This is a genomic window from Streptomyces sp. TLI_185 (assembly GCF_003814765.1).
Taxonomy (GTDB): Bacteria; Actinomycetota; Actinomycetes; order Streptomycetales; family Streptomycetaceae; genus Streptomyces.
In genome coordinates this window covers 5,953,238-5,976,539 of record NZ_RKRB01000001.1, presented here as the reverse complement: position 1 = coordinate 5,976,539, position 23,302 = coordinate 5,953,238, and the positions used below count along the sequence as shown (strand labels likewise).

At 70.6% G+C, this 23,302-nt stretch carries 22 protein-coding genes and 2 pseudogenes; 11 read left to right on the top strand and 13 right to left on the bottom strand.

From position 1 onward, the window contains the following. Positions 1-4: 4 nt before the first annotated feature. Positions 5-364, bottom strand: coding sequence for an NADH-quinone oxidoreductase subunit A (locus EDD92_RS27610; protein ID WP_003992243.1), 360 nt, complete (start codon positions 362-364; stop codon positions 5-7). A gap of 766 nt (positions 365-1,130) precedes the next feature. Between EDD92_RS27610 and EDD92_RS27605 the strand changes: the two genes are divergently transcribed. Next, positions 1,131-1,925, top strand: coding sequence for a C40 family peptidase (locus EDD92_RS27605; RefSeq protein ID WP_123966878.1), 795 nt, complete (start codon positions 1,131-1,133; stop codon positions 1,923-1,925). 105 nt (positions 1,926-2,030) lie between these two features. Here EDD92_RS27605 and EDD92_RS27600 read toward each other — a convergent pair whose 3' ends face one another. Then, positions 2,031-3,842: an FAD-dependent oxidoreductase gene (locus EDD92_RS27600; protein WP_123966877.1), complete on the bottom strand. Its 1,812-nt coding sequence runs from the start codon at positions 3,840-3,842 to the stop codon at positions 2,031-2,033. Between the two features lie 90 nt (positions 3,843-3,932). On the opposite strand from EDD92_RS27600, the gene def reads away from it, so the two are divergent. Beyond that, positions 3,933-4,559 carry a peptide deformylase gene (gene def / locus EDD92_RS27595; protein WP_123966876.1) on the top strand — a complete coding sequence of 209 codons (627 nt, stop codon included), beginning with the start codon at positions 3,933-3,935 and terminating at the stop codon, positions 4,557-4,559. A gap of 174 nt (positions 4,560-4,733) precedes the next feature. On the opposite strand, the gene EDD92_RS27590 is transcribed toward def, so the two are convergent. Next, positions 4,734-6,050 carry a geranylgeranyl reductase family protein gene (locus EDD92_RS27590; protein ID WP_123966875.1) on the bottom strand — a complete coding sequence of 439 codons (1,317 nt, stop codon included), beginning with the start codon at positions 6,048-6,050 and terminating at the stop codon, positions 4,734-4,736. A gap of 100 nt (positions 6,051-6,150) precedes the next feature. Here EDD92_RS27590 and EDD92_RS27585 point away from each other — a divergent pair, with 100 nt between their 5' ends. Together EDD92_RS27585 and EDD92_RS27580 are read left to right on the top strand one after the other, a co-directional pair. Beyond that, on the top strand, positions 6,151-6,675 hold the full coding sequence (locus EDD92_RS27585; RefSeq protein WP_123966874.1) for a GNAT family N-acetyltransferase: 525 nt from the start codon (positions 6,151-6,153) through the stop codon (positions 6,673-6,675). Between the two features lie 116 nt (positions 6,676-6,791). Next, on the top strand, positions 6,792-7,094 hold the full coding sequence (locus EDD92_RS27580) for a PASTA domain-containing protein (protein ID WP_311736782.1): 303 nt from the start codon (positions 6,792-6,794) through the stop codon (positions 7,092-7,094). A 3-nt stretch (positions 7,095-7,097) separates the two neighbouring features. Here EDD92_RS27580 and EDD92_RS27575 read toward each other — a convergent pair whose 3' ends face one another. Together EDD92_RS27575 and EDD92_RS27570 are read right to left on the bottom strand one after the other, a co-directional pair. Beyond that, the gene (locus tag EDD92_RS27575) at positions 7,098-7,790 is read right to left on the bottom strand and encodes a demethylmenaquinone methyltransferase (protein WP_123966872.1); all 693 of its coding nucleotides are present in this window, start codon (positions 7,788-7,790) and stop codon (positions 7,098-7,100) included. A 35-nt stretch (positions 7,791-7,825) separates the two neighbouring features. Next, positions 7,826-7,951: pseudogene (locus EDD92_RS27570) on the bottom strand (acyltransferase); the annotation flags it as partial. A 2-nt stretch (positions 7,952-7,953) separates the two neighbouring features. Between EDD92_RS27570 and EDD92_RS27565 the strand changes: the two are divergent. After that, positions 7,954-8,821 (top strand): annotated as a pseudogene (locus EDD92_RS27565) (chitinase). On the opposite strand, the gene EDD92_RS27560 reads toward EDD92_RS27565, so the two are convergent. Genes EDD92_RS27560 through EDD92_RS27545 form a run of 4 tightly spaced genes read right to left on the bottom strand, consistent with a single transcriptional unit; the run spans position 8,818 to position 11,604 of the window. After that, a complete protein-coding gene (locus tag EDD92_RS27560) occupies positions 8,818-9,264 on the bottom strand; it encodes an imidazolonepropionase-like domain-containing protein (protein WP_123966871.1) in 447 nt (148 codons plus the stop codon). The pseudogene EDD92_RS27565 and the gene EDD92_RS27560 overlap by 4 nt on opposite strands. A gap of 7 nt (positions 9,265-9,271) precedes the next feature. Then, positions 9,272-10,471 carry a cyclic dehypoxanthinyl futalosine synthase gene (gene mqnC, locus EDD92_RS27555; RefSeq protein ID WP_123966870.1) on the bottom strand — a complete coding sequence of 400 codons (1,200 nt, stop codon included), beginning with the start codon at positions 10,469-10,471 and terminating at the stop codon, positions 9,272-9,274. A gap of 49 nt (positions 10,472-10,520) precedes the next feature. After that, positions 10,521-11,147 (bottom strand): prepilin peptidase, encoded by a 627-nt coding sequence (locus tag EDD92_RS27550; protein ID WP_123966869.1) that lies wholly within the window; start codon positions 11,145-11,147, stop codon positions 10,521-10,523. 43 nt (positions 11,148-11,190) lie between these two features. Continuing rightward, positions 11,191-11,604 (bottom strand): SsgA family sporulation/cell division regulator, encoded by a 414-nt coding sequence (locus EDD92_RS27545; RefSeq protein WP_123966868.1) that lies wholly within the window; start codon positions 11,602-11,604, stop codon positions 11,191-11,193. A 238-nt stretch (positions 11,605-11,842) separates the two neighbouring features. Between EDD92_RS27545 and EDD92_RS27540 the strand changes: the two genes are divergently transcribed. Both EDD92_RS27540 and EDD92_RS27530 read left to right on the top strand, forming a co-directional pair. Beyond that, positions 11,843-13,810 carry a sigma-70 family RNA polymerase sigma factor gene (locus EDD92_RS27540; RefSeq protein ID WP_123966867.1) on the top strand — a complete coding sequence of 656 codons (1,968 nt, stop codon included), beginning with the start codon at positions 11,843-11,845 and terminating at the stop codon, positions 13,808-13,810. 577 nt (positions 13,811-14,387) lie between these two features. Next, positions 14,388-15,458 (top strand): sugar ABC transporter substrate-binding protein, encoded by a 1,071-nt coding sequence (locus tag EDD92_RS27530; protein WP_123966866.1) that lies wholly within the window; start codon positions 14,388-14,390, stop codon positions 15,456-15,458. A 48-nt stretch (positions 15,459-15,506) separates the two neighbouring features. Here the strand turns inward: EDD92_RS27530 and EDD92_RS27525 are convergent, their stop codons facing one another. Together EDD92_RS27525 and EDD92_RS27520 are read right to left on the bottom strand one after the other, a co-directional pair. After that, positions 15,507-17,285 (bottom strand): serine/threonine-protein kinase, encoded by a 1,779-nt coding sequence (locus EDD92_RS27525; RefSeq protein WP_123966865.1) that lies wholly within the window; start codon positions 17,283-17,285, stop codon positions 15,507-15,509. Between the two features lie 67 nt (positions 17,286-17,352). Further along, positions 17,353-18,201 carry a menaquinone biosynthetic enzyme MqnA/MqnD family protein gene (locus EDD92_RS27520; RefSeq protein ID WP_123966864.1) on the bottom strand — a complete coding sequence of 283 codons (849 nt, stop codon included), beginning with the start codon at positions 18,199-18,201 and terminating at the stop codon, positions 17,353-17,355. Positions 18,202-18,507: 306 nt separating this feature from the next. On the opposite strand from EDD92_RS27520, the gene EDD92_RS27510 reads away from it, so the two are divergent. Further along, positions 18,508-18,711, top strand: a complete 204-nt coding sequence (locus tag EDD92_RS27510) for a cold-shock protein (RefSeq protein WP_003992177.1) — start codon at positions 18,508-18,510, stop codon at positions 18,709-18,711. A gap of 101 nt (positions 18,712-18,812) precedes the next feature. Here the strand turns inward: EDD92_RS27510 and EDD92_RS27505 are convergent, their stop codons facing one another. Further along, on the bottom strand, positions 18,813-19,379 hold the full coding sequence (locus EDD92_RS27505; protein ID WP_123966863.1) for a helix-turn-helix domain-containing protein: 567 nt from the start codon (positions 19,377-19,379) through the stop codon (positions 18,813-18,815). 65 nt (positions 19,380-19,444) lie between these two features. On the opposite strand from EDD92_RS27505, the gene EDD92_RS27500 reads away from it, so the two are divergent. The 3 genes from EDD92_RS27500 (at position 19,445) to EDD92_RS27490 (ending at position 21,258) form a co-directional block, all read left to right on the top strand. Continuing rightward, the gene (locus EDD92_RS27500) at positions 19,445-20,155 is read left to right on the top strand and encodes an AzlC family ABC transporter permease (RefSeq protein WP_123966862.1); all 711 of its coding nucleotides are present in this window, start codon (positions 19,445-19,447) and stop codon (positions 20,153-20,155) included. Further along, positions 20,152-20,466, top strand: coding sequence for an AzlD domain-containing protein (locus tag EDD92_RS27495; protein WP_123966861.1), 315 nt, complete (start codon positions 20,152-20,154; stop codon positions 20,464-20,466). Before EDD92_RS27500 ends, EDD92_RS27495 begins: the two co-directional genes overlap by 4 nt. A 90-nt stretch (positions 20,467-20,556) precedes the next feature. Then, positions 20,557-21,258: a class I SAM-dependent methyltransferase gene (locus EDD92_RS27490; RefSeq protein WP_123966860.1), complete on the top strand. Its 702-nt coding sequence runs from the start codon at positions 20,557-20,559 to the stop codon at positions 21,256-21,258. Here the strand turns inward: EDD92_RS27490 and kstD are convergent. Further along, on the bottom strand, positions 21,255-23,045 hold the full coding sequence (gene kstD, locus EDD92_RS27485; RefSeq protein WP_123966859.1) for a 3-oxosteroid 1-dehydrogenase: 1,791 nt from the start codon (positions 23,043-23,045) through the stop codon (positions 21,255-21,257). The genes EDD92_RS27490 and kstD overlap by 4 nt on opposite strands. Positions 23,046-23,302 lie beyond the last annotated feature (257 nt).

The following is a 23,302-nucleotide window of genomic DNA, read 5'->3' as shown; positions in this document are numbered from 1 at the left end:
CCCCTCAGTCCCATTCCAGGCCGCCGCGCCGCCATACGTACGCGTACGCGACGAAGACGGTGAGCACGAAGAGCAGCATCTCCACGAGCCCGAAAATCCCCAGGGCGTCGAAGGTGACGGCCCAGGGGTAGAGGAAGACGATCTCGATGTCGAAGACGATGAAGAGCATCGCCGTCAGGTAGTACTTGATGGGGAAGCGCCCGCCGCCGGCCGGCGTGGGGGTCGGCTCGATTCCGCACTCGTAGGCCTCGAGCTTGGCCCGGTTGTACCGCTTCGGACCGATCAGCGTGGCCATGACCACGGAGAAGATCGCAAAGCCTGCCCCGAGGGCTCCCAGTACGAGGATGGGCGCATACGCGTTCACCGCTCCTCGCTCCTCTCAGTCGGCACTGACTGCTGGCGATGGCATCGGACTCACACCCACCTCATATGCCTCTCCAACCCCGCCCGTCCCGGCGAAGATCGAGAACATGTGAAGCAGGTCACAAGCCCAACTGCCTCGCATCTTATGCCCGCCGCTCTGTGATCTGCGACACGGGGTATTGCACAAGCTTTGTGATCTCCACCACCTGATGAAGGATCATGAAGTCGGATGAGCGGTGATCTTCGTACGCGAAGCGTCCAAGTGATCACCAGAGGTGACATTTTCGCTCGTCGATGCAGCTCGGGAGGGGCGTCTCCATATCAAGAGACTTCCCTTGCATGCAAATTGGTCTTGGACGAGATGTCCTGATAAGGCGTCGCGTTCACACATCAGAGGGAGGGGCGCGATGTGGTGTGGACGCGTGCACGCATTCACGAGCGGAGCCCGGTCGTGACCCGAGCGCAATCCGGTCGTGATCTTCGCGCGAGACGCGCACATTGCCGTGACCGTTGCGTGACCTCCGCCACACCACGAGAGGCGCCTGAGAACGGGGCTTGGCCACCAGTCCCAACCAGTGGTAGGTGCGGGGCAATTCGGGCGTAATCATGAAACGCCGTGATCACGGGCCCGATGGGCCGCGCCCGCAATGTCCGTTACGGCGTCAATAAAGAGCGAGCCACCCGGAATTCGGGCCGTCGGCTGAACAACTGTGGCGCACCACACGTTTCTTGAAGGTATGGAGGAGCCCCTGATACCGGTTGTTCTCATGTCCCACACCGCTCACATACGCAGCCACCGGAAGCCCCGCCGCAACGCGACGACGAGTCTCGCGGTGCGCGCCGGAGTTGCCGGTGGCGTCCTCAGCATGGCTGCCGCGGGCGCGTCGGCCTCGGCGAGCGCCGCCGAGACCACGCAGACCCTGCAACTGCCCACCCTGACGGCCGATCTGGCCACTCAGGTCGCCCAGTCCGCGGACGCCACGCAGCAGGCGGCCGCGAACTACGAGCTGCAGGCCGAGCGTGACGCGGCCGCCGCAAAGGCCGCGAAGCAGGCCAAGGCGGACCTCGCGGAGGCGAAGAAGAAGGCCGAGGCCAAGAAGAAGGCCGAGGCCGCCCGCAAGGCCGCCGCCGAGCAGGCCGCTTCCCGCAGTGCGGAGCGGACCACCCTCGCCGCCACCACGACGAGCACCTCGACGTCCACGGCCACCGGTTCGGCCGCCGCGATCGTCAACTTCGTCAAGGCTCAGGTCGGTAAGGCCTATGTGTCCGGTGCGACCGGTTCGTCCGCTTACGACTGTTCGGGCCTGGTGCAGACCGCCTTCAAGCAGATCGGCATCAGCCTGCCGCGGGTCTCGCAGGACCAGTCGACCGCCGGCACCCCGGTCTCGCTGAGCAACCTGCAGCCGGGCGACATCCTGTACTGGGGCAGCGCGGGCAGCGCGTACCACGTGGCGGTGTACGTCGGCGACGGCATGTTCGTCGGCGCGCAGAACCCGTCGAGCGGTGTCGTCGAGAAGCCGCTCTCCTACGACCCGCCGACCGGAGCGGTGCGGGTGCTCTGACGCACCCCGCAGCACAACACGTGCTGCACGGACGCACGGAAGGGCCGCAGCCGCTCGGGGGCAGCGGCCCCTCCGTCCTTTCCGCCGGGTCCGTCCCGGGCGGCCCTATCCCAGGTCGAAGGTGTTGGGCAGGCCGAGCTTGTAGCGCAGTTCGTCGACCCGCTTCAGGGGCTCCATCTCCGGCGGCCGGTACAGCTCCCAGATCTCACACGGCTCGGCGTCCGAATTGTCCGCGTCGAGGAGGGCGTTGACGGCCCGTCGCGCGGACTCGTTGGCGCCCTCCATCGTCGCCAGGTCGACATCGGTGTGGACGTAGTCGCCGGCGAGGAAGAAGTTCGGGACCTTCGTGCGGGCCGAGGGGCGGTTGTAAAGCGTGCCCGTGGGGTGGATGAGGAGCTGTTCACGGTTCTGCGGGTTGGGGCCGCCGAGGCCCGTCACCGCCGGGTCCATGAACCAGCCGAGGCGGTCCTCGTCCCTGAGGGTCGACTCGCCCGAGTCGTTGAGGCCGTCCTTCAGCTGGGCCCACAGCTCGGCGACGATCTCGTCCTTGGTGCACTCCTTGGCCGTCTTGCCGTACAGGATGCCGGGCTTGTCCCACTCCGAGATGATCGCGGACAGGCAGTCGTGGGCCTGTCCGTCGCCGTAGTCGCGCGAGAAGTCCCTCACGTCCCAGAACTGGGCCTGCCCGATGCCCGTCACCGACCAGGGTGAGTCGAGGCAGTTGATGTGGCCGTGCACGACCGGGGTGGGCGTGCGCAGGTAGAACATCACGCCGGTCATCCAGTCCGCCTGCAGGGCGTCGCAGCGCGCCAGCTGGGGGTCCGCCGCGCGCAGCGCCTTGCCCCACGTCCCCCGGGCGTGCTCGACGGGCATGGCGGAGACGTAGTGGTCGGCGGTGACCGTGCGCTCCTGGCTGCCGTCGCGGGCCGCGACGCGTACGCCGGTCACGCGGCCGCCCTCGTACACGACCTCCCGGACCTGCGTCCCGAGCACGAACTCGACGCCCTGGGAGCGAAGGTGCGTCTCCCAGGGGTCGATCCAGGCCTCGCTGGTGGGGGCGTTGAGGACGCGGTCGATGTCGGCGTCACCGTCCAGGCCGCGACCGAGCAGGCCCCACAGGATCAGGGCCTCGATGATGACGCGGCCGACGGTGCGGGTGGACGCCACCTCCGCGCGCGTGGCGACGAGGTTGCGGGTCTGGCCGATACCGAGGAGAGTCCGGTACTCCTCGCTCATCTCCTCGGCGCGGATGAAGTCCCACCAGGCGGTCTTCTCCCACTGGTCCTCGCGGCGGGCATCGCAGCTGGTGAGGTGGACGAGCAGCCGGTCGGCGAAGTAGGCGGCCTCGTGGGCGGGCAGGCGCGTGCCCAGGTCCAGGGCGGAGAGGATCTGGTCGCGGATCCAGGACGGGGTGATGTCGCCGGGGGCGGGCGGCGTGGTGACGCGGCGCAGGGGGAAGTGCAGGTCCGGGCGGCCCGAGCTGCGGGCGAACAGTTCCTCGGTGGCGCCCCGGAGGTTGTCGCGGACGCCGCCCGCGTTCCCCGCGAAGGGGATGCGGCGCATCGTGTCCGGCAGGTTCCGGTAGAAGCCGGGGAAGAAGCGGAAGCCGTGCTCGCCGGGGAGCGGCGCCCGGCCGCCGGTTCCCGTGCCCGGGACGGGCATCGAGCGGGCCTTGCCGCCGAGGACGTCGTAGTACTCGTAGACGGTGACGGCGTAGCCGCGTTCGGCGAGTTCGTGGGCGGCGCTGAGGCCGGAGACTCCGCCGCCGAGGACGGCGACGCGCTTGCCGGTGGCGGCGGTCGCGCTGCCGACGGGCCATAAGGCGAGGGCGCCGGCTGCTCCCCCGGCGCCGGCGAGGAAGCGTCTGCGGGTGTGGCCGGTGTTCTCCTGCGACTGCTGCGCGTGTTCTGTTGTCATGAACAACGGAGGGTAGGGAGGGGCTCTGCAGGTCGTAACCCCGTTTTCCTGTCACCCACAGCATCCTCACAATCACAAGGAGGCACAGACATGCCACGTGTGTTCGTGCAAGGCAGGCCCGTCGACTCGTATCCGCCGCTCGCGCCCGAGGCCCGGCGCGGCAAGGTGCGGCGCGTGACCGAGGTCGGTGAAGAGGTTCTGCACCGGCCGTGCAGGGACGTGACCGAGTTCGGGCCCGATCTCGCCGCGCTCATCGACGACATGTTCCTGACGATGTACGTCGCCGAAGGGGCCGGGCTCGCGGCGAACCAGGTCGGCGTGGGCCTGCGGCTGTTCGTCTACGACTGCCCGGACGACGAAGGGGCCCGGCACGTCGGGCACGTCGTCAACCCGGTCCTCGACTCTCTCGACCCGGCCGGGCGCCGGCTGCTCGACGAGAGCGAGGGGTGTCTGTCGGTGCCGGGCGCCGTGATGGACGTACCGCGTCCGGACCGGGCCGTGGTGCGCGGGTTCGACAAGGACGGCGAGCCCCTCACCATCGAGGGCACGGGGTACTTCGCGCGCTGCCTGGCGCACGAGACCGACCACTGCAACGGCCAGGTCTACCTGGACCGGCTCTCCAAACGGGAGCGGCAGGACGCGCTCAGGCAGGTGGCGGACCGGCGCGACGAGGTGTTTGCGCGCCGGGCCGCCAACGTGGAAGCCCTCAAGAGCTAAGCGCTCCGTGGGATGGGCGGTGATGTGCCCTGGTTCGTCTGCGGCATCGACGTGGCTGGTCGCGTCCCGCGGCGGAGCCGCTGATGCATACAGAACCGCGCCCCTTCGGGGCGCTGCCGCTGTGTCGACATGCGGCTCCGCCGCGGGGCAGCGGACTTCGCCGGACCTGCTTGGTCAGGCCTTCGGGGCCACCCTGCTCAGCCCGTTGATGATGCGGTCCATCGCGTCGCCGCCGGTCGGGTCCGTCAGGTTCGCCAGCAGCTTCAGGGTGAACTTCATCAGCATGGGGTGGGTCAGGCCGCGCTGGGCCGCGATCTTCATGACCTTCGGGTTGCCGATGAGCTTCACGAAGGCGCGGCCCAGCGTGTAGTAGCCGCCGTAGGTGTCCTTGAGGACACGCGGGTAGCGCTGCAGGGCGAGTTCGCGGCTCGCGGGCGTCGGGCGGGCGTGGGCCTGGACGATGACGTCGGCGGCGATCTGGCCGGACTCCATCGCGTAGGCGATGCCCTCGCCGTTGAAGGGGTTCACCAGGCCGCCGGCGTCGCCGACCAGGAGCAGGCCCTTGGTGTAGTGGGGCTGGCGGTTGAAGGCCATCGGGAGGGCGGCGCCGCGGATCGGCCCGGTCATGTTGTCCGGGGTGTAGCCCCAGTCCTCCGGCATGGAGGCGCACCAGGCCTTCAGGACCTCGCGCCAGTCCAGTTCCTTGAAGGAGTCGGAGGTGTTCAGGACGCCCAGGCCGACGTTGGACGTGCCGTCGCCCATGCCGAAGATCCAGCCGTAGCCGGGCAGGAGACGGTCCTGGGGGCCACGGCGGTCCCAGAGTTCCAGCCAGGACTCCAGGTAGTCGTCGTCGTGGCGGGGCGACTCGAAGTACGTGCGGACCGCGACGCCCATCGGGCGGTCCTCGCGGCGGTGCAGGCCCATCGCCAGCGACAGGCGGGTCGAGTTGCCGTCGGCGGCGACCACGAGCGGGGCGTGGAAGGTGACTTCGCGCTTCTCCTCGCCGAGCTTGGCGTGGACGCCGGTGATACGGCCGGTGCGCTCGTCGACGATCGGCGCGCCGACGTTGCAGCGCTCGAAGAGCCGGGCGCCCGCCTTCTGGGCGTTGCGGGCGAGCTGCTCGTCGAAGTCGTCACGCTTGCGGACGAGGCCGTAGTCCGGGAAGGAGGCGAGATCCGGCCAGTCCAGCTGGAGGCGGACGCCGCCGCCGATGATGCGCAGGCCCTTGTTGCGCAGCCAGCCGGCCTCCTCGGAGACGTCGATGCCCATCGCCACGAGCTGCTTCACGGCGCGCGGGGTCAGGCCGTCGCCGCAGACCTTCTCGCGCGGGAACTCGGTCTTCTCCAGCAGGAGCACGTCGAGGCCGGACTTGGCGAGGTGGTACGCCGTCGTGGAGCCGGCCGGGCCCGCGCCCACGACGATCACATCGGCGGTGTTCTCGGAGAAGGGCTCGGGGGAGGGCTCGGAGTGGGGCTCGGTCACGACGGTCACGGCGGGATCTCCCCAAGTTCGACAAATCTCTGTGCCGAGCGGCACTGGACACAGGCAGTCTATTCAGCAGTATTGATCACCCGGCTGAAGGGCTGCCCTCGTGAACCGAGCTCTCCCCGTAGTACGGCTGCGCGTCCCCACCGACGAGGACGCGGTCGCCTGGCACCGAGCCTTCGACGACCCGGACGTCATGGAGTTCCACGGCGGGAAATCCGCCGACCTCTCCGTCTACGAGGAGCTCACCGCCCGGCAGCGCAGACACGACGCGGAGCTCGGCTTCTGCCTGTGGACCATGGTCGACGAGTCCGGGCAGGTCATGGGCTTCACGGGCGCCCAGCCGTGGCCGCAGCAGTGGGGCCCCATCGGCGAGATCGAGATCGGCTGGCGGCTCGGGCGGGAGTTCTGGGGCAAGGGGTATGCCACCGCGGGCGCGCAGATGACGCTGGAACGGCTCAGGGCGGTGGGCGTGCCGAGCGTAGTGGCGATGGTCAGGCCCGGGAACGAGCGGTCCATCGCAGTCACCCGGCGGCTGGGCATGGAGTCGGCGGAGAGCTTCCCGCACCCTCGGTTCCAGGAGGACGCCCTCTGCTTCCGACTCCGGCTCCAAAAAAATAACGCAGAGTAACCAACTGCTACAGAAAGCCACTTGGCGCTTCCGGTCGGAGCCCCCGTGCGGTTACCCTTCCAGTACCGCTGGGGGTGACATCTGTGCGAATAACACCCAAAACACCCGAGGTACGCGTGCCACGGCTGGTCGGACTGATGGCCATGGACGCGCGCAGGACGGCGGAGGCGACCGGCCTCTTCCTGAATGCGCCGGACCGGCCCGACTTCCACCAGACCGTGGTCGAGTACGTCGTACGGCAGTACCCGCAGCCCAATGCGGAGGTGCCGCGGGACTCCGTGATCTACGTGTGGTTCGACTTCGGCGAGGGAGAGGGCGGCGGAGGCGTGCGCGAGCCGCGCATTCCGAGGCCCCCGACCGGCGGGCTGCAGCGCGAGCTGGACGAGCCGGGTGACCCGTTCGTCGTCAGCTCCGCCTGATCCTCAGCCCTTGAAACCGCGGTGCAGGGCCACGACCCCGCCCGTCAGGTTCCGCCACGCCACCTTCGACCAGCCGGCCTTCTGCAGGTGCTCGGCCAGCGCGGGCTGGTCGGGCCAGGCGCGGATGGACTCGGCGAGGTAGACGTAGGCCTCGGGGTTGGAGGAGACCGCGCGGGCGACCGGCGGCAGGGCGCGCATCAGGTACTCGGTGTAGACCGTGCGGAAGGGCGCCCAGGTCGGGTGCGAGAACTCGCAGATCACCACCCGGCCGCCGGGCTTGGTCACCCGGTGCATCTCGCGCAGGGCCCCGTCGAAGTCCTGCACGTTGCGCAGCCCGAAGGAGATCGTGACGGCGTCGAAGGTGTCGTCCTTGAACGGCAGCTTCGTCGCGTCGCCCGCGGTCAGCGGCAGCCAGGGGTGCTTCTTCTTGCCGACCTGGAGCATGCCGAGGGAGAAGTCGCAGGGGACGACGTACGCACCCGTGCGAGCGAAGGGCAGCGAGGACGTGGCCGTGCCGGCGGCCAGGTCCAGGATCTTCTGCGCGGGCCGGGCGTCGACCGCCCGGGCCACCTCCTTGCGCCACACCCGGTCCTGCCCGAGCGAAAGCACGTCGTTCGTCAGGTCGTACCGTTCCGCCACGTCGTCGAACATCGAGGCGACTTCGTGCGGCTGCTTGTTCAGGGAGGCGCGGGTCACGCCGCCATTCTTGCAGTACGGCCCCTGCCGCCCGCTCAGGGGAGGAGCTTCGGCTTCTTCTCGGCCGCCACGTCCTCCACCCAGCCGCACAACAGGACGAACACCGCGATCAGGACCCAGCCGATGCCGAACATGAACCACTGACTGTCCAGCGGCAGGTACTGTGAGCGCCACGGAGGCCTCCGGCAACGACTCCAGCGGCTCCCCGTCCACGTACAACCTGGCCTTCGTGATCGCGGACGGCAGCAGCTGCACACCCAGTTGGGACGGCGAGAAGGCCCTCTCCGACTCGGCCGTCAAGACCCGTATCTCGCAGCTGAAGCAGGACGACGCCACGGTCCGCGTCTCCTTCGGCGGTGCTTCCGGCAAGGAACTCGCGGCGACCTGCGGCAGCGTGACGAAGCTGGCCGCCGTGTACGGCAGGGCACTGGACGCGGCCGGTTCCCAGCAGGCCGACTTCGACATCGAGGGCGACGAGCTGACCGACTCGGGCTCGGTGGCGAGGCGGTCGGCGGCGATAGCCCTGCTGCAGAAGCAGCGCAGTGATCTGGAGGTCACCTTCACGCTGCCCGTGATGCCGTCCGGGCTCGACTCCGACGGGCTCGCGTTGCTCGAATCGGCGAACAGGTACGACGTGCAGGTCGGCATGGTGAATCTCATGACGATGAACTACGGCGAGTCCTATACCGGCGATTTGGGCGACTACGCGCTCACCTCGGCGAAAGCCGCGCACGACCAGGCACGACCAGTTGGAGATGGTGTTCGGGCTGTCCGAGGCGGGGGCCTGGCAGGGAATGGCGTTGACCTCGATGATCGGGGTGAACGACGTGGAGGGGGAGACGTTCTCCTTGTCCGATGCCGGGCAGGTGCGGGCGTTCGCGGAGGAGAAGGGGGTGGCCTGGGTTTCGATGTGGTCGACGTTCCGGGACGAGCAGTGTGTGGACGACGACTCGGCGAGCGATGACGCCTCGACCGCCTGCAGCGGGGTGAAGCAGAGTCCGGGAGCGTTCGGAAAGGCGTTTGCGGGTTAGCGACGCCTGTGTACGAGGCGCCCCGCGCACACCGTCGCGATGCACGCGCCGGTTTCGTCGAACACGGCGAGGTCGGCGCGGCCGGACTCGACCAGAGCCTCAGGCCGCGCACCGGGCAGGACGAGGACGTCGTTCCGCTCGGCCGCCGCCCGTAGTTCGGGTGAATCGGCGTACCGAGCGAGGATCGCCACGGCACCCGACTTCAGCACGGCATGAATGCGTTCGCGTGGGCTCGGCGCATCGGGAAGCGGACCCTCGTGGAGGCGGCCGGGCTCCAGGACGCCCGGCCAACTCCGCACCCGCGCCTGCGGAAACCGGCCCCGCACCTGAGCCAGCGGCCCCACCGCGGCGATCCGGTTCCCGTCGACCGCCACGGCGCCGTCCTTGAGCGGTTCGGCGTCCCGGGCGGTCCGGACCTCGTCCGCCGCGTGAATCGTCAGCACCGGTACGTCAGTTGGAAGCCAGCAGCTTCAGCTCGGGATGGGCGGTGCCGCCCGCGATCGCCGTGGACGAGATGTGCGACATCACCCGCTCGTCGACGGGGTCGTTCGCCGGGTCGTCGTGGACGACGATGTGCTCGTACGTCGTGGTCCGCTGGGCGGGAACGCGCCCGGCCTTCCTGATCAGGTCGATGATCTCGAGCCGGTTGGAGCGGTGCTTGGCACCGGCCGAGGAGACGACGTTCTCCTCCAGCATGATCGAGCCGAGGTCGTCGGCGCCGTAGTGCAGGGACAGCTGCCCGACCTCCTTGCCGGTGGTCAGCCAGGAGCCCTGGATGTGCTGGACGTTGTCCATGAACAGCCGTGCGATGGCGATCATCCGCAGGTACTCGAAGAGCGTGGCCTGGGTGCGGCCCTTCAGATGGTTGTTCTCGGGCTGGTAGGTGTACGGGATGAAGGCGCGGAAGCCGCCCGTCCGGTCCTGTACGTCACGGATCATCCGCAGGTGCTCGATGCGCTCGGCGTTGGTCTCGCCCGTGCCCATGAGCATGGTGGACGTCGACTCGACACCCAGGCCGTGCGCGGTCTCCATGATCTCCAGCCAGCGCTCGCCGGACTCCTTGAGGGGCGCGATGGCCTTGCGCGGCCGCTCGGGAAGCAGCTCGGCACCGGCGCCCGCGAAGGAGTCGAGGCCGGCGGCGTGAATACGCGAAATGGCCTCCTCCACGCTCACCTTGGAGATCCGGGCCATGTGCTCGACCTCGCTCGCCCCCAGGCTGTGGATGACGAGCTGCGGGAACTCCTTCTTGATGGCGGCGAAGTGCTTCTCGTAGTACTCGACGCCGTAGTCCGGGTGGTGGCCGCCCTGGAACATGATCTGGGTGCCACCGAGCTCGACGGTCTCCGCGCAGCGCCGCAGGATGTCGTCCAGATCCCGCGTCCAGCCCTTCGCCGTGTCCTTGGGAGCGGCGTAGAAGGCACAGAACTTGCATGCGGTGACACACACGTTCGTGTAGTTGATGTTGCGCTCGATGATGTACGTCGCGATGTGCTCGGTGCCGGCGTACTTACGGCGGCGCACGGCGTCGGCGGCGGCACCCAGCGCATGCAGCGGGGCGTCGCGGTAGAGGTCGAGTGCCTCTTCGGGGGTGATCCGACCACCGGCCGCGGCGCGGTCGAGGACGGACTGAAGGTCGGCCTTCTCGGTCACCGGGGCGTCCCTTTCGTCAAGGGGTGTGGACAGACCTGCCCAGCCTACGTCAGGCCGCGTACGCCCCGATCAGCAGCCCGAGGAACGCCCCGCCGAGCAGGAACGGCCCGAACGCGACGGCCGTCTGGCGCCCCGCCCGCCGCAGGGCGACGAGTGCGCCCCCGTACACCGCCCCGAGCAGGAACGCGGCGAGGGTGCCGAGCATGAGCGTCGGCCAGCCGTACCACCCCAGGGCGGCGCCCAGCCCGAGCGCCAGCTTGACGTCGCCGAAGCCCATGCCGCCCGGATCGATGAGGAACAGCACCAGGAGGAAACCGCCGAGCGCGAGGGCACCGTACAGCGACTTCGTCCAGTCACCGGCGTGCTCGGGCAGCAGCGCCACCACGCCGAGCAGCACGAGGACGACGCCTGCGAGCGGCAGCGTCAGAACGTCGGGCAGCCGCTTCACCCTCAGGCCGACGACCGCCAGCAGCACCCCGACGGGCCCGAGCAGCAGCCAGACACCGAGCTCGGGGCGAGTACCGGTGGCGGCGGCGAGGGCGGCACAGACGAGGGCCGTGGCGAGGGCGGGGGCGCCAGGACCGTACGACTGCACGGAGAACCGGCGAGCGGCCCTCGGCAGCAGCGCCCCTGCTGCCGCGCCCCAGAGCGCGGCGACGGCGATCAGCAACTTCATCCGTCCGGGGGGTCGTTGGCCGGCAAAACCGTTGCCCCCAGCCTCACACGGCGCCGAACAGAGAGGCGAGCCCCCGGTCGAGGGCCGGTTCCAGGGGCTCGCCGCCCGGCTCGGTGACCGTGTAGGAGCGGAGCAGGAAGCGGTGGAGCGCGGTGGTTTCGAAGCGGACCGCCGCGATGCCCTGCGGGGCGTGGAGTTCCACGACGGTGTGGGACGGGCCGTGCGGGCGGAGCCGAACCGTGCCGAGACCCGCAGGGGTGCCCAGGCCCTCCTCCAGGAGGCTGCGGGCGAAGGTCCAGGTCACCTCCTCCTCGTCGAGCGAGATCCAGGCCGGGAAGACGAAGTGGACCGCCAGCGGGTCGTCGGAGAGATAGCGGAGGGTTACGGGCACCGCCAGTTCGTCGTGGTCGGGGGTGAGCAGGTGGGCGCCGGTGGGCTGCTCCAGGGCTATGTACACGAGGGGGGCTCCCTTTTCGGGCATGTAGAGCATTTCGAGCATGTCGGGTTCTGCGGCGGCCGGTTGGGCCTGTGCACCTCCTGGAGCACCTCGGGGCCGTGGGCATTACGCCGTAACCGAACAGAACTTCCGTGACGTGCGCCACATCGGCGATACGCCGCAACTTTGATTGAAATTTTTGCCATCTAGGCTTACAAAACCTTCCCCCGCCCTCAGTAGGCAACTGGAGCGTTCCGCCATGTCCGACGGTTCCACTGCAGTGTCCGCACCGGCTTCCGCGTCCCACGCCGCCACGGCCGCGTACGCCCGGATCTATGAGGAACAGCAGCCGCGACTCGTCGCATACGCCCGCTCGCTCACCCGGAACGCCTGGACCGCCGAAGACCTCGTCGCCGAGGCGCACTTCCGGGTGTGGCGGCGGCTGGCCGCGGGGCACGAGATCGACAACGTGCCGGCGTACCTGATGACGACGGTGCGGCACCTCGCGATCGCCGCCGGGAGCGCGGTGCGCGAGACGCCGCGGGATCCGCACGGCGAGGAGCGGGTCGAGACGGACGGCCACCCGCACGCGGACGACCCTGCCGAGCGGGTGTCCTCCGTCGACCTGGTGGTACGGGTCCTCGGGCAGTTGCCCGAGCGGTGGGTGAAGGCGCTGTGGCTGGCCGAGGCGGAGGGGCAGCCGCTGGCCGCGATCGGTCCGCAGCTCGGGACCAAGGAGGGTGCCACGGCTGTGCTGTTGCACCGCGCCCGGGAAGGCATGCGGCAGGCGTTCCTGCGGACGCAGACCGGCGCGCCCGACGACCCCGCGTGCCAGGTGTACTGGGCGCGGATGCCCGCATATGTGCGGGGCGCGGCGACCGCGAAGCAGTCCGAGCGGCTGCTCGGGCATGTGGACGCGTGCGACGACTGCCGGGCACGGCTGGCCGCCCTGATGAGCGCCAACGACCGGCTGCCCGCGCTCGTCGGGCCGGCACTTCTCGTGCTGGCGGTGGGCGGTGCGGGCAAGTTCCTGCTCGCCTTCACCGCCGGATCGGCCGGTGCGGCGACCGCGGCCGGCGGGCACGGCGGGCTGCTGCACGGAGTGCGCCAAGCAGCGGTCGGCGGTTCGAAGACGCAGGTGGCGGCAGCTGCCGGGGCGGTCGTGGCGGGCGCCGCCGCGCTCCTGCTCGTCCTCGGCCCGGCCGACGCCGGCCGGGTCCCGGCCCGGCACACACCGGTGGCCGACGCGCCCGCGGCCAAGGTCCCGGTGGCCGAGGCACCGGTGGGCCCGCCGTCGACGGGCGCGCGGGACGACGTACTGAAGAAGGACGGTACGCCGGCTCGTACGACCGGCGTTCAGGACAGCGAGCAGGCGCGCACGGACGACACCGACAGGACCACGACGTCCGTACCGAAGCCCCGTGATACCGATGAGCCCACGCCGGCTCCGGATGGGAACACGGCCGGGGGTACGACGGACGACACACCGCCGCCCACCAAGACCGCACCGGAGGAGCCGACCGAGCCCGCGCCGAAGGGGACGGATCCGGCTCCCCCGGGAACGGGCGAGACGCCTGAGCAGCCGGAAGCCCCGACCACGCCCTCCGACCCATACCCGAAAGCCCCTCCCACGCCCACCGACCCGTCCCCCGAAGCCCCGGCCCCGAGCGAACAGCCCCCTCAGCCTCCGGCACCTCCGGCACCTCCGGTCAAGGAGACCCCGGAGGAGCCGACCGAGCCCGCGCCCAAGGGGCCGGAGCCGACTCCCCCGGGCACAGGCGGGAAGCCTGAGCAGCCGGAGGCCCCGACCACGCCCACCGACCCGTACCCGAAAGCCCCTCCCACGCCCACCGACCCGTCCCCCGAAGCCCCGGCCCCGAGCGAACAGCCCCCTCAGCCCCCGGCACCTCCGGCACCTCCGGTCAAGGAGACCCCGGAGGAGCCGACCGAGCCCGCCGACGACGACTCCCCCGAGGCTCCGGCAACTCCCTCCGATCACACCCCCGAAGCCGATCCCCCAAGCGCACCCTCGTCCCCGCCCGCGTCGGAGCCCGAGACGCCGGCTCCCGTGGAGCCCGAGCCTGTTGAGGACCCGGCCCCCTCGGCGGACAGCCCCACCGGGACCGAGCCCCCACCCGGCTCCGGGCCCACCGCCCCACCGGTCTCGACACCTCCCGGAGACGACTGCGCGAACCAGCACGGCAGCGGAGAGCAAGGCTCGGAGTAAAAGCGAGTCCTGCGCCAAGTGCGAAGCCCCGGCCGTCGTTTCGCACCGGCGCAGCGCTCCGTCACGGCATACGGCACAGACAGGCCTCCGCATCCCCTGCGCCCGCGCCACACGCGCACTTGCCCGCCCGACCTGGCGGGCGTCCTGGCCCTGGTGGCCGAGGGGCGCGACGCCCTGGCGGACGGCCGGAGGACGGTCCGGTGGGGCGGTGGCTCGGAAGGGCTTCACACGGAGTGTCGGCGGGGGGACCGGCTGAAACCGGCGCCCCCGGTCGCAACCATCGATGTGGTGGAGGGCGCCTTGCCGAGCCGGACCGGGCCATCGGGCGCTGGTCGGCACGCTCGGTCTCGACGGCGCGGACCCGCCGACCGGGTGGGCGCGACGTCTACAGTGGGGACCAGGAGGCCTGAGGAGGCCCGATGAGCAGCGGATTCCACACCGGCTCGCGTACCCCGCGAACCCGCTCTCCGGTGCCACCACAGGTACTGATCTCGCCGCCGACGGCGGCATGCACGGGCTACCGATCCGCCCCCGGGCCTGATCTCCGGCATGAAACCGTCCGCAAGGAGAATCCGCCGTGAAGACCCGATGCCTCAGACATCCCGGCCTCGGCGCCGTCACCGTCCTCGCCGTCACCGCGCTCAGCGCCTGCGGCGGCTCCGGTGCCGACTCGGGGGCCGGCACGAACGGTGCCCCGGTCGTGGGCGTCGACTACCCCCGCTCCGACACCGACTTCTGGACGTCGTACATCAAGTACACCCCGGAGTTCGCCAAGGAGCTCGGTCTGAGGCTGGAGACAACCAACTCGCAGAACGACGTCGGCAATCTCGCCGCCAACGTACAGACGTTCATCATCCACGGGGTGAAGGGCGTGGCGATGGCTCCGCAGAGCACCGGCGCGATCGGGCCCGTCCTCAGGCAGTTGTCCGCCCAGAAGATCCCCGTGGTCACCCTGGACACCCGCCCTGACGCCGGCCACGTCTACATGATCGTCCGCGCCGACAACCGCGCGTACGGCGAGAAGGCCTGCCGGTTCCTCGGTACGAAGCTCGGCGGCGAGGGCAAGGTCGTCGTGCTCGAAGGGGACCTTGCCTCGATCAATGCCCGGGACCGCACCGAGGGGTTCAACGGGTGCATGAAGGAGAACTACCCCAAGATCAAGGTCTTCGGCGAGGCGGCCAACTGGGACGGGGCGGTCGCGGCCCGGAAGCTGCAGACGGATCTCACCGCCAACCCGGACATCAAGGGCGTCTACATGGAGGCCAGCTCCATGCTCTCCGGCACCCTGCAGGTGCTCAGGCAGCAGGGTCTGCTGGTCGGTCCGCAGGACGAAAGGCACGTGTTCGTGGTCTCCAACGACGGCATCCCCAGGGAGCTCAAGGCCATCGCCCAGGGCAAGATCGACGCCACGGTCTCCCAGCCGGCCGACCTCTACGCGAAGTACGCCCTCTCCTACCTGAAGGCGGCGATCGAGGGCAGGACGTTCAAGCCGGGCAGGACCGACCACGCCAGCACGATCATCCAGGTCCGCGGCGGTGTGCTGGAGGACCAGCTCTCCGCCCCGCTGGTGACCGCGGGCGGCGGGACCTACGGCGGGGTTCCCAGTCTCAAGAGCGACGACACGTCCCTCTGGGGCAACAATCGCTGACCTGGGCGGGTCCGCCGCCACCCGCGCGCGCCCGGCGCAACGGCTCGACTACTTGACCTTCGACATCCGAGCCGTGGGCCGCCCCTCCGCCTCACTGTCCGACACGTACTTCAGGTCGTCCCCCACGCGCAGCAACCGCACCGTGTGCGCCACCGGGTTGCACCCCGCGTGGTTGGACTTGGCGCCGACCGACGTCGTGACGAGTTCCTTCTTCGTGACCTTCTTCAGGGTCAGTACGTCGTTGCAGACGCCCCCGAGCTGGTCGGTCTGCCGGACTCGGCCCAGCTCCTCGCCCACGCCGGCCTGATGGACGGTCACCCGGAAGGTGCCCGCGGGCAGGGCGCCGTCGAGGACGAGGCCCTGGCCCTCCCAGGTGCCGAGGTAGCCGGCGGGCACGGCGGTCCCGGTGGGGCTCCCGGTGGGGCTCTCGGCGGCCGTGGAGGCGTCGGTGGGTGAGGCGCTCGAAGTGGCTCCCGGCCCAGGGGAGTAGGCGCCGCTGCCGGAGCCGCCCGCGTCGTTCTCACTGCTGCCCGGCAACAGGTCGAACAGGAACACCGACCCCACCGTCACCGCCGCCAGCGCCCCCGCGACCGCCAGCGCCACCGTGCAGCTCAGCCGCCGCCCGCGCCCGCCGTCCCCCGGCGCGGACGCCGCAGCCACGGACACGGTGAGCCTGCCGGGACGCTGCTCGACGGGAGGCGCGTCCCGCGGCTCGGGCACGGAGGCGGGAGACGCAGGAACGGCAGAGGCAGAAACGGCAGGCGCAGGCGTCGCGGAAACCGAGGGGCCGGAGAAGGGCGCAGCCGCCGGCATCACCGGCGCCGGTCCGAACTCCCCCATCGTCGCCTGCCCGGTCCCTTCCCCGCCGGCCGTCACCGCGTCCCCGACCGAAGGGCTGCTGAACCCCACCCGCCCAGAAGGCGCCTCGTCCCCGGCCTCCAGGTTCAGCAGCTTCACGACGCTGCGGCTCACCTGCTCCACCAGCGTCCCCGGCAGCCACCCGCCCGCCACCATGCGCGCCGCCCCGTCGGGAGCCAGCCGCCGTGCCACCTCACCGGGCGTCGGCCGCTGCTCCGGCTCCTTGACCAGGCACGCCTCCACCACCTCCCGCAACTCACCGCTCAGCGAGCCGAGTTCGGGCTCCTCGTGGACGACCTTGTAGAGCAGGGCCGCGGACGAATCCCCCGGGAACGGCGGCTTCCCGGTCGCCGCATACGCCAGCACCGCACCCAGCGAGAAGACGTCGGCCGCCCCCGTGGCCCCGTTCCCGAGGATCTGCTCGGGCGACATGTAGCCGGGCGAGCCGATGGACACGCCGGTGGACGTCAGGGACGCCGTACCGTCCGTCGCCCGCGCGATGCCGAAGTCGATCAGCAGCGGGCCATCGAGCGTCAGCAGCACATTGGAGGGCTTCACGTCCCGGTGCACCAGACCCAGTTCGTGCACCGCCGCCAGCGCCTCCGCGAGCCCCGCGCCCAGCACCCGTACCGAGTGCTCCGGCAGCGGGCCGCCGTCCTGGACGGCCCCCGCCAGCGAGGGTCCCGCCGCATACGCGGTGGCCACCCAGGGGACGGCCGCCCCGGGGTCCGCGTCGAGCACTGGCGCCGTCCACGCGCCGCCCACCCGCCGCGCGGCCTCCACCTCGCGGCGGAAGCGGGCGCGGAACTCCTCGTCCAGCGCGAAGTGCGGGTGCACGATCTTGACCGCGACCGTGCGGCCCCCGGCGCTGCGTCCCAGGTAGACGCGGCCCATCCCGCCGGAGCCGAGCCGGCCGAGCAGCCGGTAGGGCCCCACGACGGTGGGCTCGTCGGCTCCGAGCGGCTGCATGGCGTCCACCCCTCCCCCGTATCCCCCGTAACGACGAGAAAAGGGTAGTGCGCCGTTCCCGAACTGCTTACGGCTGCAGCAGATCCACCTTCACGTCCGCCGGGAAGCCGGTCGTCGGACCGACCCGCCGGGCGAACTCGGCGACCGCGGCCAGCTGCGGCCCGCCGAAGCGGAAGTCCAGCGTCGTGAAGTACTGCTCCAGGACCCGCTCGTCGAAGGCCTCCCAGCGGGCCGCCTGCTCGGCCACCTTTCCGACCTCCTCCAGGGAGAGGTCGCGGGAGGCGAGGAAGGCCTCGTGGACCTTGCGGGTGATGAACGGCTCGCGCTCCAGATAGTCGCGCCGGGCCGCCCAGACCGCGAAGACGAACGGCAGCCCGGTCCACTCCTTCCAGAGCGTGCCGAGGTCGTGCACCTCGAGGCCGAAGCGCGGCCCGTCGAGCAGGTTCGCCCGCAGCGCCGCGTCCCCGATGAGTACGGCCGCCTCGGCCTCCTGCATCATCAGGCTGAGGTCGGGCGGGCAGGTGTAGTAGTCGGGTTCGACGCCGTAGCGGTCGGCCAGCAGCAGCTGGGCGAGGCGGACGGAGGTGCGCGAGGTCGAGCCGAGCGCCACCCGGGCGCCGTCCAGCTCGTCCAGCGGGACCTGCGAGACGATCACGCAGGACATCACCGGGCCGTCGCATCCGACCGCGATGTCCGGGAAGGCGACCAGGTCGTCCGCGTTCTTGAGGAACTCGACCAGGGTGATGGGCCCGATGTCCAGGTCTCCCTGCACCAGCTGCTCGCTGAGCTTCTCCGGGGAGTCCTTGGTCAGCTCGAAGTCGAGGAGCGTGCCCGTTCTCGCGAGCCCCCAGTACAGGGGCAGGCAGTTCAGGAACTGGATGTGGCCGACGCGCGGCCGGGTGCGAGAATTGTCCACATCGCGAGGCTAGACCCTATGAGGTACGGTGCAGCCTTCAGGGTGGTGCGGAGACGTCACCGGTGTCCCGTCAATCCCATTCCAAGCCTTCAAACGTCCGGGTGACGTGATCTTGCCCTCTATTGCTTTCCGCTGCCCGCGTGCTAGGCTCGCCGCAAGTTGCAGTTTGGTTTCCCTTGCAGTACAGAGCCTGCGGAGCATGTAACCGCAGGCTCTCGTCGTTTTCAGACGTATGCAGTTGTGCAGCACTGTTTTCACACTTGCAGGTTCTGGAGCAGGGCAACCCTTTGGGCCCAAGGAGGGCTTATGGCTACCGGAACCGTGAAGTGGTTCAACGCCGAAAAGGGCTTTGGCTTCATCGCCCAGGAAGGTGGCGGCCCGGACGTCTTCGTCCACTACTCCGCCATCAACGCGAGCGGCTTCCGCTCGCTGGAGGAGAACCAGCAGGTCTCCTTCGACGTGACCCAGGGCCCGAAGGGCCCGCAGGCGGAGAACGTCACCCCCGTCTGATTCGGTCTCGGAGCCTGGTGCTTTGATCCGGAACTGAGAGCAGTACCCAAGGAGCCCCGTGCCGCAAGGCAACGGGGCTCCTGCCTTTTCCAGGACCGCCTTCAGACATGCTGCATGACCAGCACGAACGTCGTCCCGGGCGCCAGCGCCTCATACGAGTGCGGGACATCCCCGCGGTACGTCATGTAGTCCCCGGGCCCGAGTTCCTCGGTCTCCCCCGCCGGCCCGGCCTTCACCCTTCCGGTACTCACGATCAGATGCTCCACCGTGCCCGGGATGTGCGGCTCCGACTCGCGGGCGGATCCCGGCTCCGCGCGCAGGCGGTAGATGTCGCGCCGGGCGCCGGGCGGGCTCGCGGAGAGCAGGGTGGCCCGGTAGTCCGCCCGTTCGGAGGCCACGACGGGCCCCTGGTCCGCCCGGATCACGTGCACGGCAGGGGCGGGCGGCTCCACCAGGGCACTGAACGGCACCCTCAGGGCCACCGCCAGCGCCCACAGCGTCTCCACGCTGGGGTTTCCGCTCCCGCCCTCCAGCTGCGACAACGTCGACTTCGCGATCCCGGCCCGCTTGGCCAGCTCGGAGAGGGAGAGCCCCCCACGGGTGCGTTCGCGCCGCAGCGCGGCCGCGATCCAGTCCAGGGGAAGCCGGGGTGGCAGATCGGACGTCATGTTCGCTCCATCGGTACGACCGTTCGCCTTGACGAACAACGGCGCTTCTGTTCATCCTAAAGAACATGCGTACGGTAGAGCGAACGCCCCGACCGCCCGGCACCTCGGCCCTCACCCGCTCCCGGGATCTGATCCGCGACGCCTCCCTCGTCTGGCTCGCCAGCGGCATCGTCGGTGTCTCCTTCGGCGCCATCGCCGTGGCCGGGGGTCTGCCGGTGTGGGTGCCGGTGGTGATGTCGCTCGTCGTCTACGCGGGCTCCGCCCAGTTCAGCGCGGTCGGCGTCCTGCTGGCCGGGGGCGGCCCGATTGCTGCGGCGGCCACCGGTCTGCTCCTCAACACCCGCACGGCCGCCTACAGCCTCGCGATCGCCGACGCCCTCGGGCCGGGCCGCCTCACCCGCCTCCTCGGCGCGCACCTCGTCACCGACGAGACGGTGGCCTTCGCCCTGGCCCAGGCCGATCCGGTACGGCGGCGTAGGGCGTTCTGGGTCTCGGGGGTCGGCCTGTTCGCCGTCTGGAACGCGGGTGTCCTGGCCGGAGCGCTGGCCGGGGGCGCGCTGGGCGACACGGCGACGTACGGACTGGACGCGGCCTTCCCCGCGGTGCTGGTGGCCCTGGTGCTGCCCACCCTGCGGGCGGACGCCCGGATACGGCGGCGCGCGCTGCTCGGCGCCGCCCTGGCCCTCGCGGTGACGCCGGCCGTCCCGGCGGGGGTGCCGGTGCTGCTGGCGCTGGCGGGCCTGGTCCTGCACGGCCGCAAGAGGGTCTCCGCATGAGCGCCACAGTCGCCATGATCCTGGCCCTGGCGGTCGGGACCTACGCCTTCCGGCTGGTCGGTCCGGTGTTGCACGGGCGCGTGGAACTCCCGGCGCGGGTGCAGGAGTTGCTGTCGGCGGGGGCGATCGTGCTGCTGGCCGCCCTGCTGGCGACGGGTGCACTGACGGAGAACGGGGGCTTTGCGGGGTGGGCGCGGCCGGCCGGGGTGCTGGTCGGGGGTGTGCTGGCGTGGCGGAGGGCTCCCTTTGCGATGGTGGTGCTGGCGGCCGCGGGAACCGCGGCGGCGCTGCGGGCGGCGGGGGTGGGCTGAGCAGGTGCGGCCCAGGAGGAAGAGCGCGAGGGAAGGGCCGAGGAGCTCTGCGCCGGTCGATTGTCAGTGGCGGTCGCTACGGTTTTGACCATGACCGAGACCCGTGACGAGACCCTGAACGGCGACGAGAACTCACCCGAACCCGACTTCCTCACCAGCACCCGGACGTTCTACGACGCCGTGGCCGAGGACTACGCCGCCCGGTTCGAGCGCGAGCTCGCGGACCGGCCGCTGGAGCGGGCGATACTCCAGGTGTTCGCCGAACTCGTGGGCGGCGAGGGGTCGGTGGCCGACCTGGGGTGCGGTCCCGGCCGGACGACGGCCCGTCTCGCCTCGCTCGGTCTGGACGTCTTCGGCCTCGATCTGTCGGAGTCGATGCTGGCGGTCGCCCGCCGGGAGAGCCCGGGGCTGCGTTTCGAGCAGGGCTCGATGCTGGACCTGGACATTCCCGACGGGACGCTGGCCGGGGCGCTCTCCTGGTACTCGTCCATCCACACCCCGGTGGAGCAACTGCCCGCCCTGTTCGCCGAGTTCCACAGAGTGCTCGCGCCCGGCGGCCACCTCCTGCTCGGCTTCCAGGCGGGCGACAAGCACCGCCACTACGACCGCCCCTGGGGCCGCCCGGTCTCGCTGACCTTCCGGCGCCGCCAACCGGAGGACATGGTCCGGCTGCTGGCGGACGCGGGCTTCACGCTCCTCTCGCAGACGGTGCGGGAGCCGCAGGACAGCCTGGAGGAGACGTCCCCGCAGGCCTTCCTCATAGCCCGGAAGCCGGCAGCGGTGGCCTCCTAGAGCGCCCCCGCGATGTCCAGCGCCGCGATGTAGCCGAACGTCATCGCGGGCCCGATCGTCGACCCCGCACCGGCGTAGCTGTGCCCCATCACGGCGGCGCTGGCGTTTCCGGCGGCGTACAGGCCGGGGATCACCGAGCCGTCCGGCCGCAGCACCCGCGCCCGCGCGTCCGTGACCAGGCCGCCCTTCGTCCCGAGATCCCCGGGGACGATACGGAAGGCGTAGTACGGGGGCAGCCACAGGGGTGCGAGGCAGGAGTTGGGGAGGACGGCGGGGTCCGTGTAGTAGTGGTCGTAGGCGCTGTCGCCGCGGTGGAAGTCGCTGTCGGTCCCTTTCAGAGCAAGGGAGTTGAAGCGGTCGACCGTGGCGCGCAGGGCCGCGGCGGGAACGCCGACGGAGGCGGCGAGGGCGTCGAGGGTCCAGGCCTTGTACGCCGCCCCCGAGCGGTACCAGTCGTCGGGGAAGGTGAGGGTGGGGGCGACGTCCTTGAACAGGTACCGGTTGCGGTAGTTCTGGTCGACGATCAGCCAGGCCGGGATGTCCGGGTCGGTGGGGTTGCGGTCGTACATGGTGTGGACGACGTCGCTGTAGGGGCCGGCCTCGTTGACGAAGCGGGAGGCCGCCGCGTTGATGAGGAGGCCGCCGGGGAGCGTGCGTTCGGCCAGGCAGAAGTAGGGCTGGTCGGGAAGCGGGACGGCCGGTCCCCACCAGGCGTCGTCCATGAGGTCGAGTGCGGCGCCCAGTTGTCGTCCGGCCCGGATGCCGTCGCCGGTGTTCTCCTTCGCGCCGACCGTCCACTGCGTGCCGATGGGCCGGCGCTGGTACTGGGCGCGCATGTCAGCGTTGTGCTCGAAGCCGCCGGAGCCGACGACGACGGCACGGCGGGCGCGTACGAGGGCGGGGGCGCCGTCTTTCGTGACCACCGCCCCGGTGACGGCACCGCTCTCGACGAACAGGTCGGTGAGCGGGGTGCCGAGCCGGACGGGGACGCCCGCGTCCAGCAGCCCCTTGCGCAACCCGGCGGCCAGCGACTGCCCCATGGTCAGCGGCGTCTGCCCCAGCAGCGCCGCCTTGGTGCCGCGCGCCAGGCACTCGGCGGCAACGGCGGCGCCCTTGGCGCTCACGGCGGCGAGGGCGAGCCACTTGTAGTCGGCGCTGAACACGACCATGCCGGGAGGGACCTGCATGTACGGCGGATTGAGACGAGCGAGTTCGGCGCCGAGGAGCTTGCCGTCGAACTGGTCGGGCTCGATGGAGCGGCCGCCCGTCAGACCGCCCGGCAGCTCCGGGTAGTAGTCGCTGTACCCCTCCATCCAGCGGAAGCGGAGCGGGCTGTTGGCCATCACGAAGGAGATCATGTCGGGGCCGTGGGCCAGGAAGGCTTTCTGCCGGGCCACGGGTACGTCCGGGCCGACGACCGCGGCGAGGTAGGCGGCGGCCTTGGCGGGGGTGTCCGGGACACCGGCGGCGAGGATCACGGGGTTGTTGGGAACCCAGATGCCGGCACCGGAACGGGCGGCGGATCCGCCGAAGGTGGGGGCCTTTTCGACCACGACGGTGGTCAGCCCCTGCTTGGCCGCCGCGAGCGCGGCGGTCATGCCGGCCGCGCCGGAGCCGATGACGACGACGTCATAGGTGCCGAGGAGGGGGAGGTCGGCGGCGGTGGCCGTGCGGGTGCCGGGTCCTGCGCCGGCGGCCAGGGCGAGACCGGTGGTGCCCGCGGCACCGAGCACCTGCCTCCGGGTGGGTCGTGCTGTTGGTCTCACAGGTTCCGCGCTCGTGGCCATGGCAGGTCGCTCCAACCGGACGAGGGGTGGGGTGAGTTGCGCAGGTGCGGAGGTGCGGAAGTACGGGGTGGGAATGTGGCGCGGGGGTCTTGGGAAGTCAAGGCCGGAGGCAGAAGCGGTACGAGGAATTCCGGCGGTCGGCGACGAATGGGATTTCCGGAACGACCTTGGAACCGCCGGACAGCGAAGGAAATACCCGATCGAAGGAACCGGATCCCTTATTGCCGCTTTTCGTTCAGGACTCGCCGGTCGTCCTC

Coding starts and splice junctions, on each gene's coding strand:
- EDD92_RS27605 (WP_123966878.1), top strand. CDS start 1,131: ATGTCCCACACCGCTCACATACGCAGCCACCGGAAGCCCCGCCGCAAC.
- EDD92_RS27600 (WP_123966877.1), bottom strand. CDS start 3,842: ATGACAACAGAACACGCGCAGCAGTCGCAGGAGAACACCGGCCACACC.
- def (WP_123966876.1), top strand. CDS start 3,933: ATGCCACGTGTGTTCGTGCAAGGCAGGCCCGTCGACTCGTATCCGCCG.
- EDD92_RS27550 (WP_123966869.1), bottom strand. CDS start 11,147: ATGAAGTTGCTGATCGCCGTCGCCGCGCTCTGGGGCGCGGCAGCAGGG.
- EDD92_RS27540 (WP_123966867.1), top strand. CDS start 11,843: ATGTCCGACGGTTCCACTGCAGTGTCCGCACCGGCTTCCGCGTCCCAC.
- EDD92_RS27525 (WP_123966865.1), bottom strand. CDS start 17,285: ATGCAGCCGCTCGGAGCCGACGAGCCCACCGTCGTGGGGCCCTACCGG.
- EDD92_RS27510 (WP_003992177.1), top strand. CDS start 18,508: ATGGCTACCGGAACCGTGAAGTGGTTCAACGCCGAAAAGGGCTTTGGC.
- EDD92_RS27505 (WP_123966863.1), bottom strand. CDS start 19,379: ATGACGTCCGATCTGCCACCCCGGCTTCCCCTGGACTGGATCGCGGCC.
- EDD92_RS27500 (WP_123966862.1), top strand. CDS start 19,445: ATGCGTACGGTAGAGCGAACGCCCCGACCGCCCGGCACCTCGGCCCTC.
- EDD92_RS27495 (WP_123966861.1), top strand. CDS start 20,152: ATGAGCGCCACAGTCGCCATGATCCTGGCCCTGGCGGTCGGGACCTAC.
- EDD92_RS27490 (WP_123966860.1), top strand. CDS start 20,557: ATGACCGAGACCCGTGACGAGACCCTGAACGGCGACGAGAACTCACCC.
- kstD (WP_123966859.1), bottom strand. CDS start 23,045: ATGGCCACGAGCGCGGAACCTGTGAGACCAACAGCACGACCCACCCGG.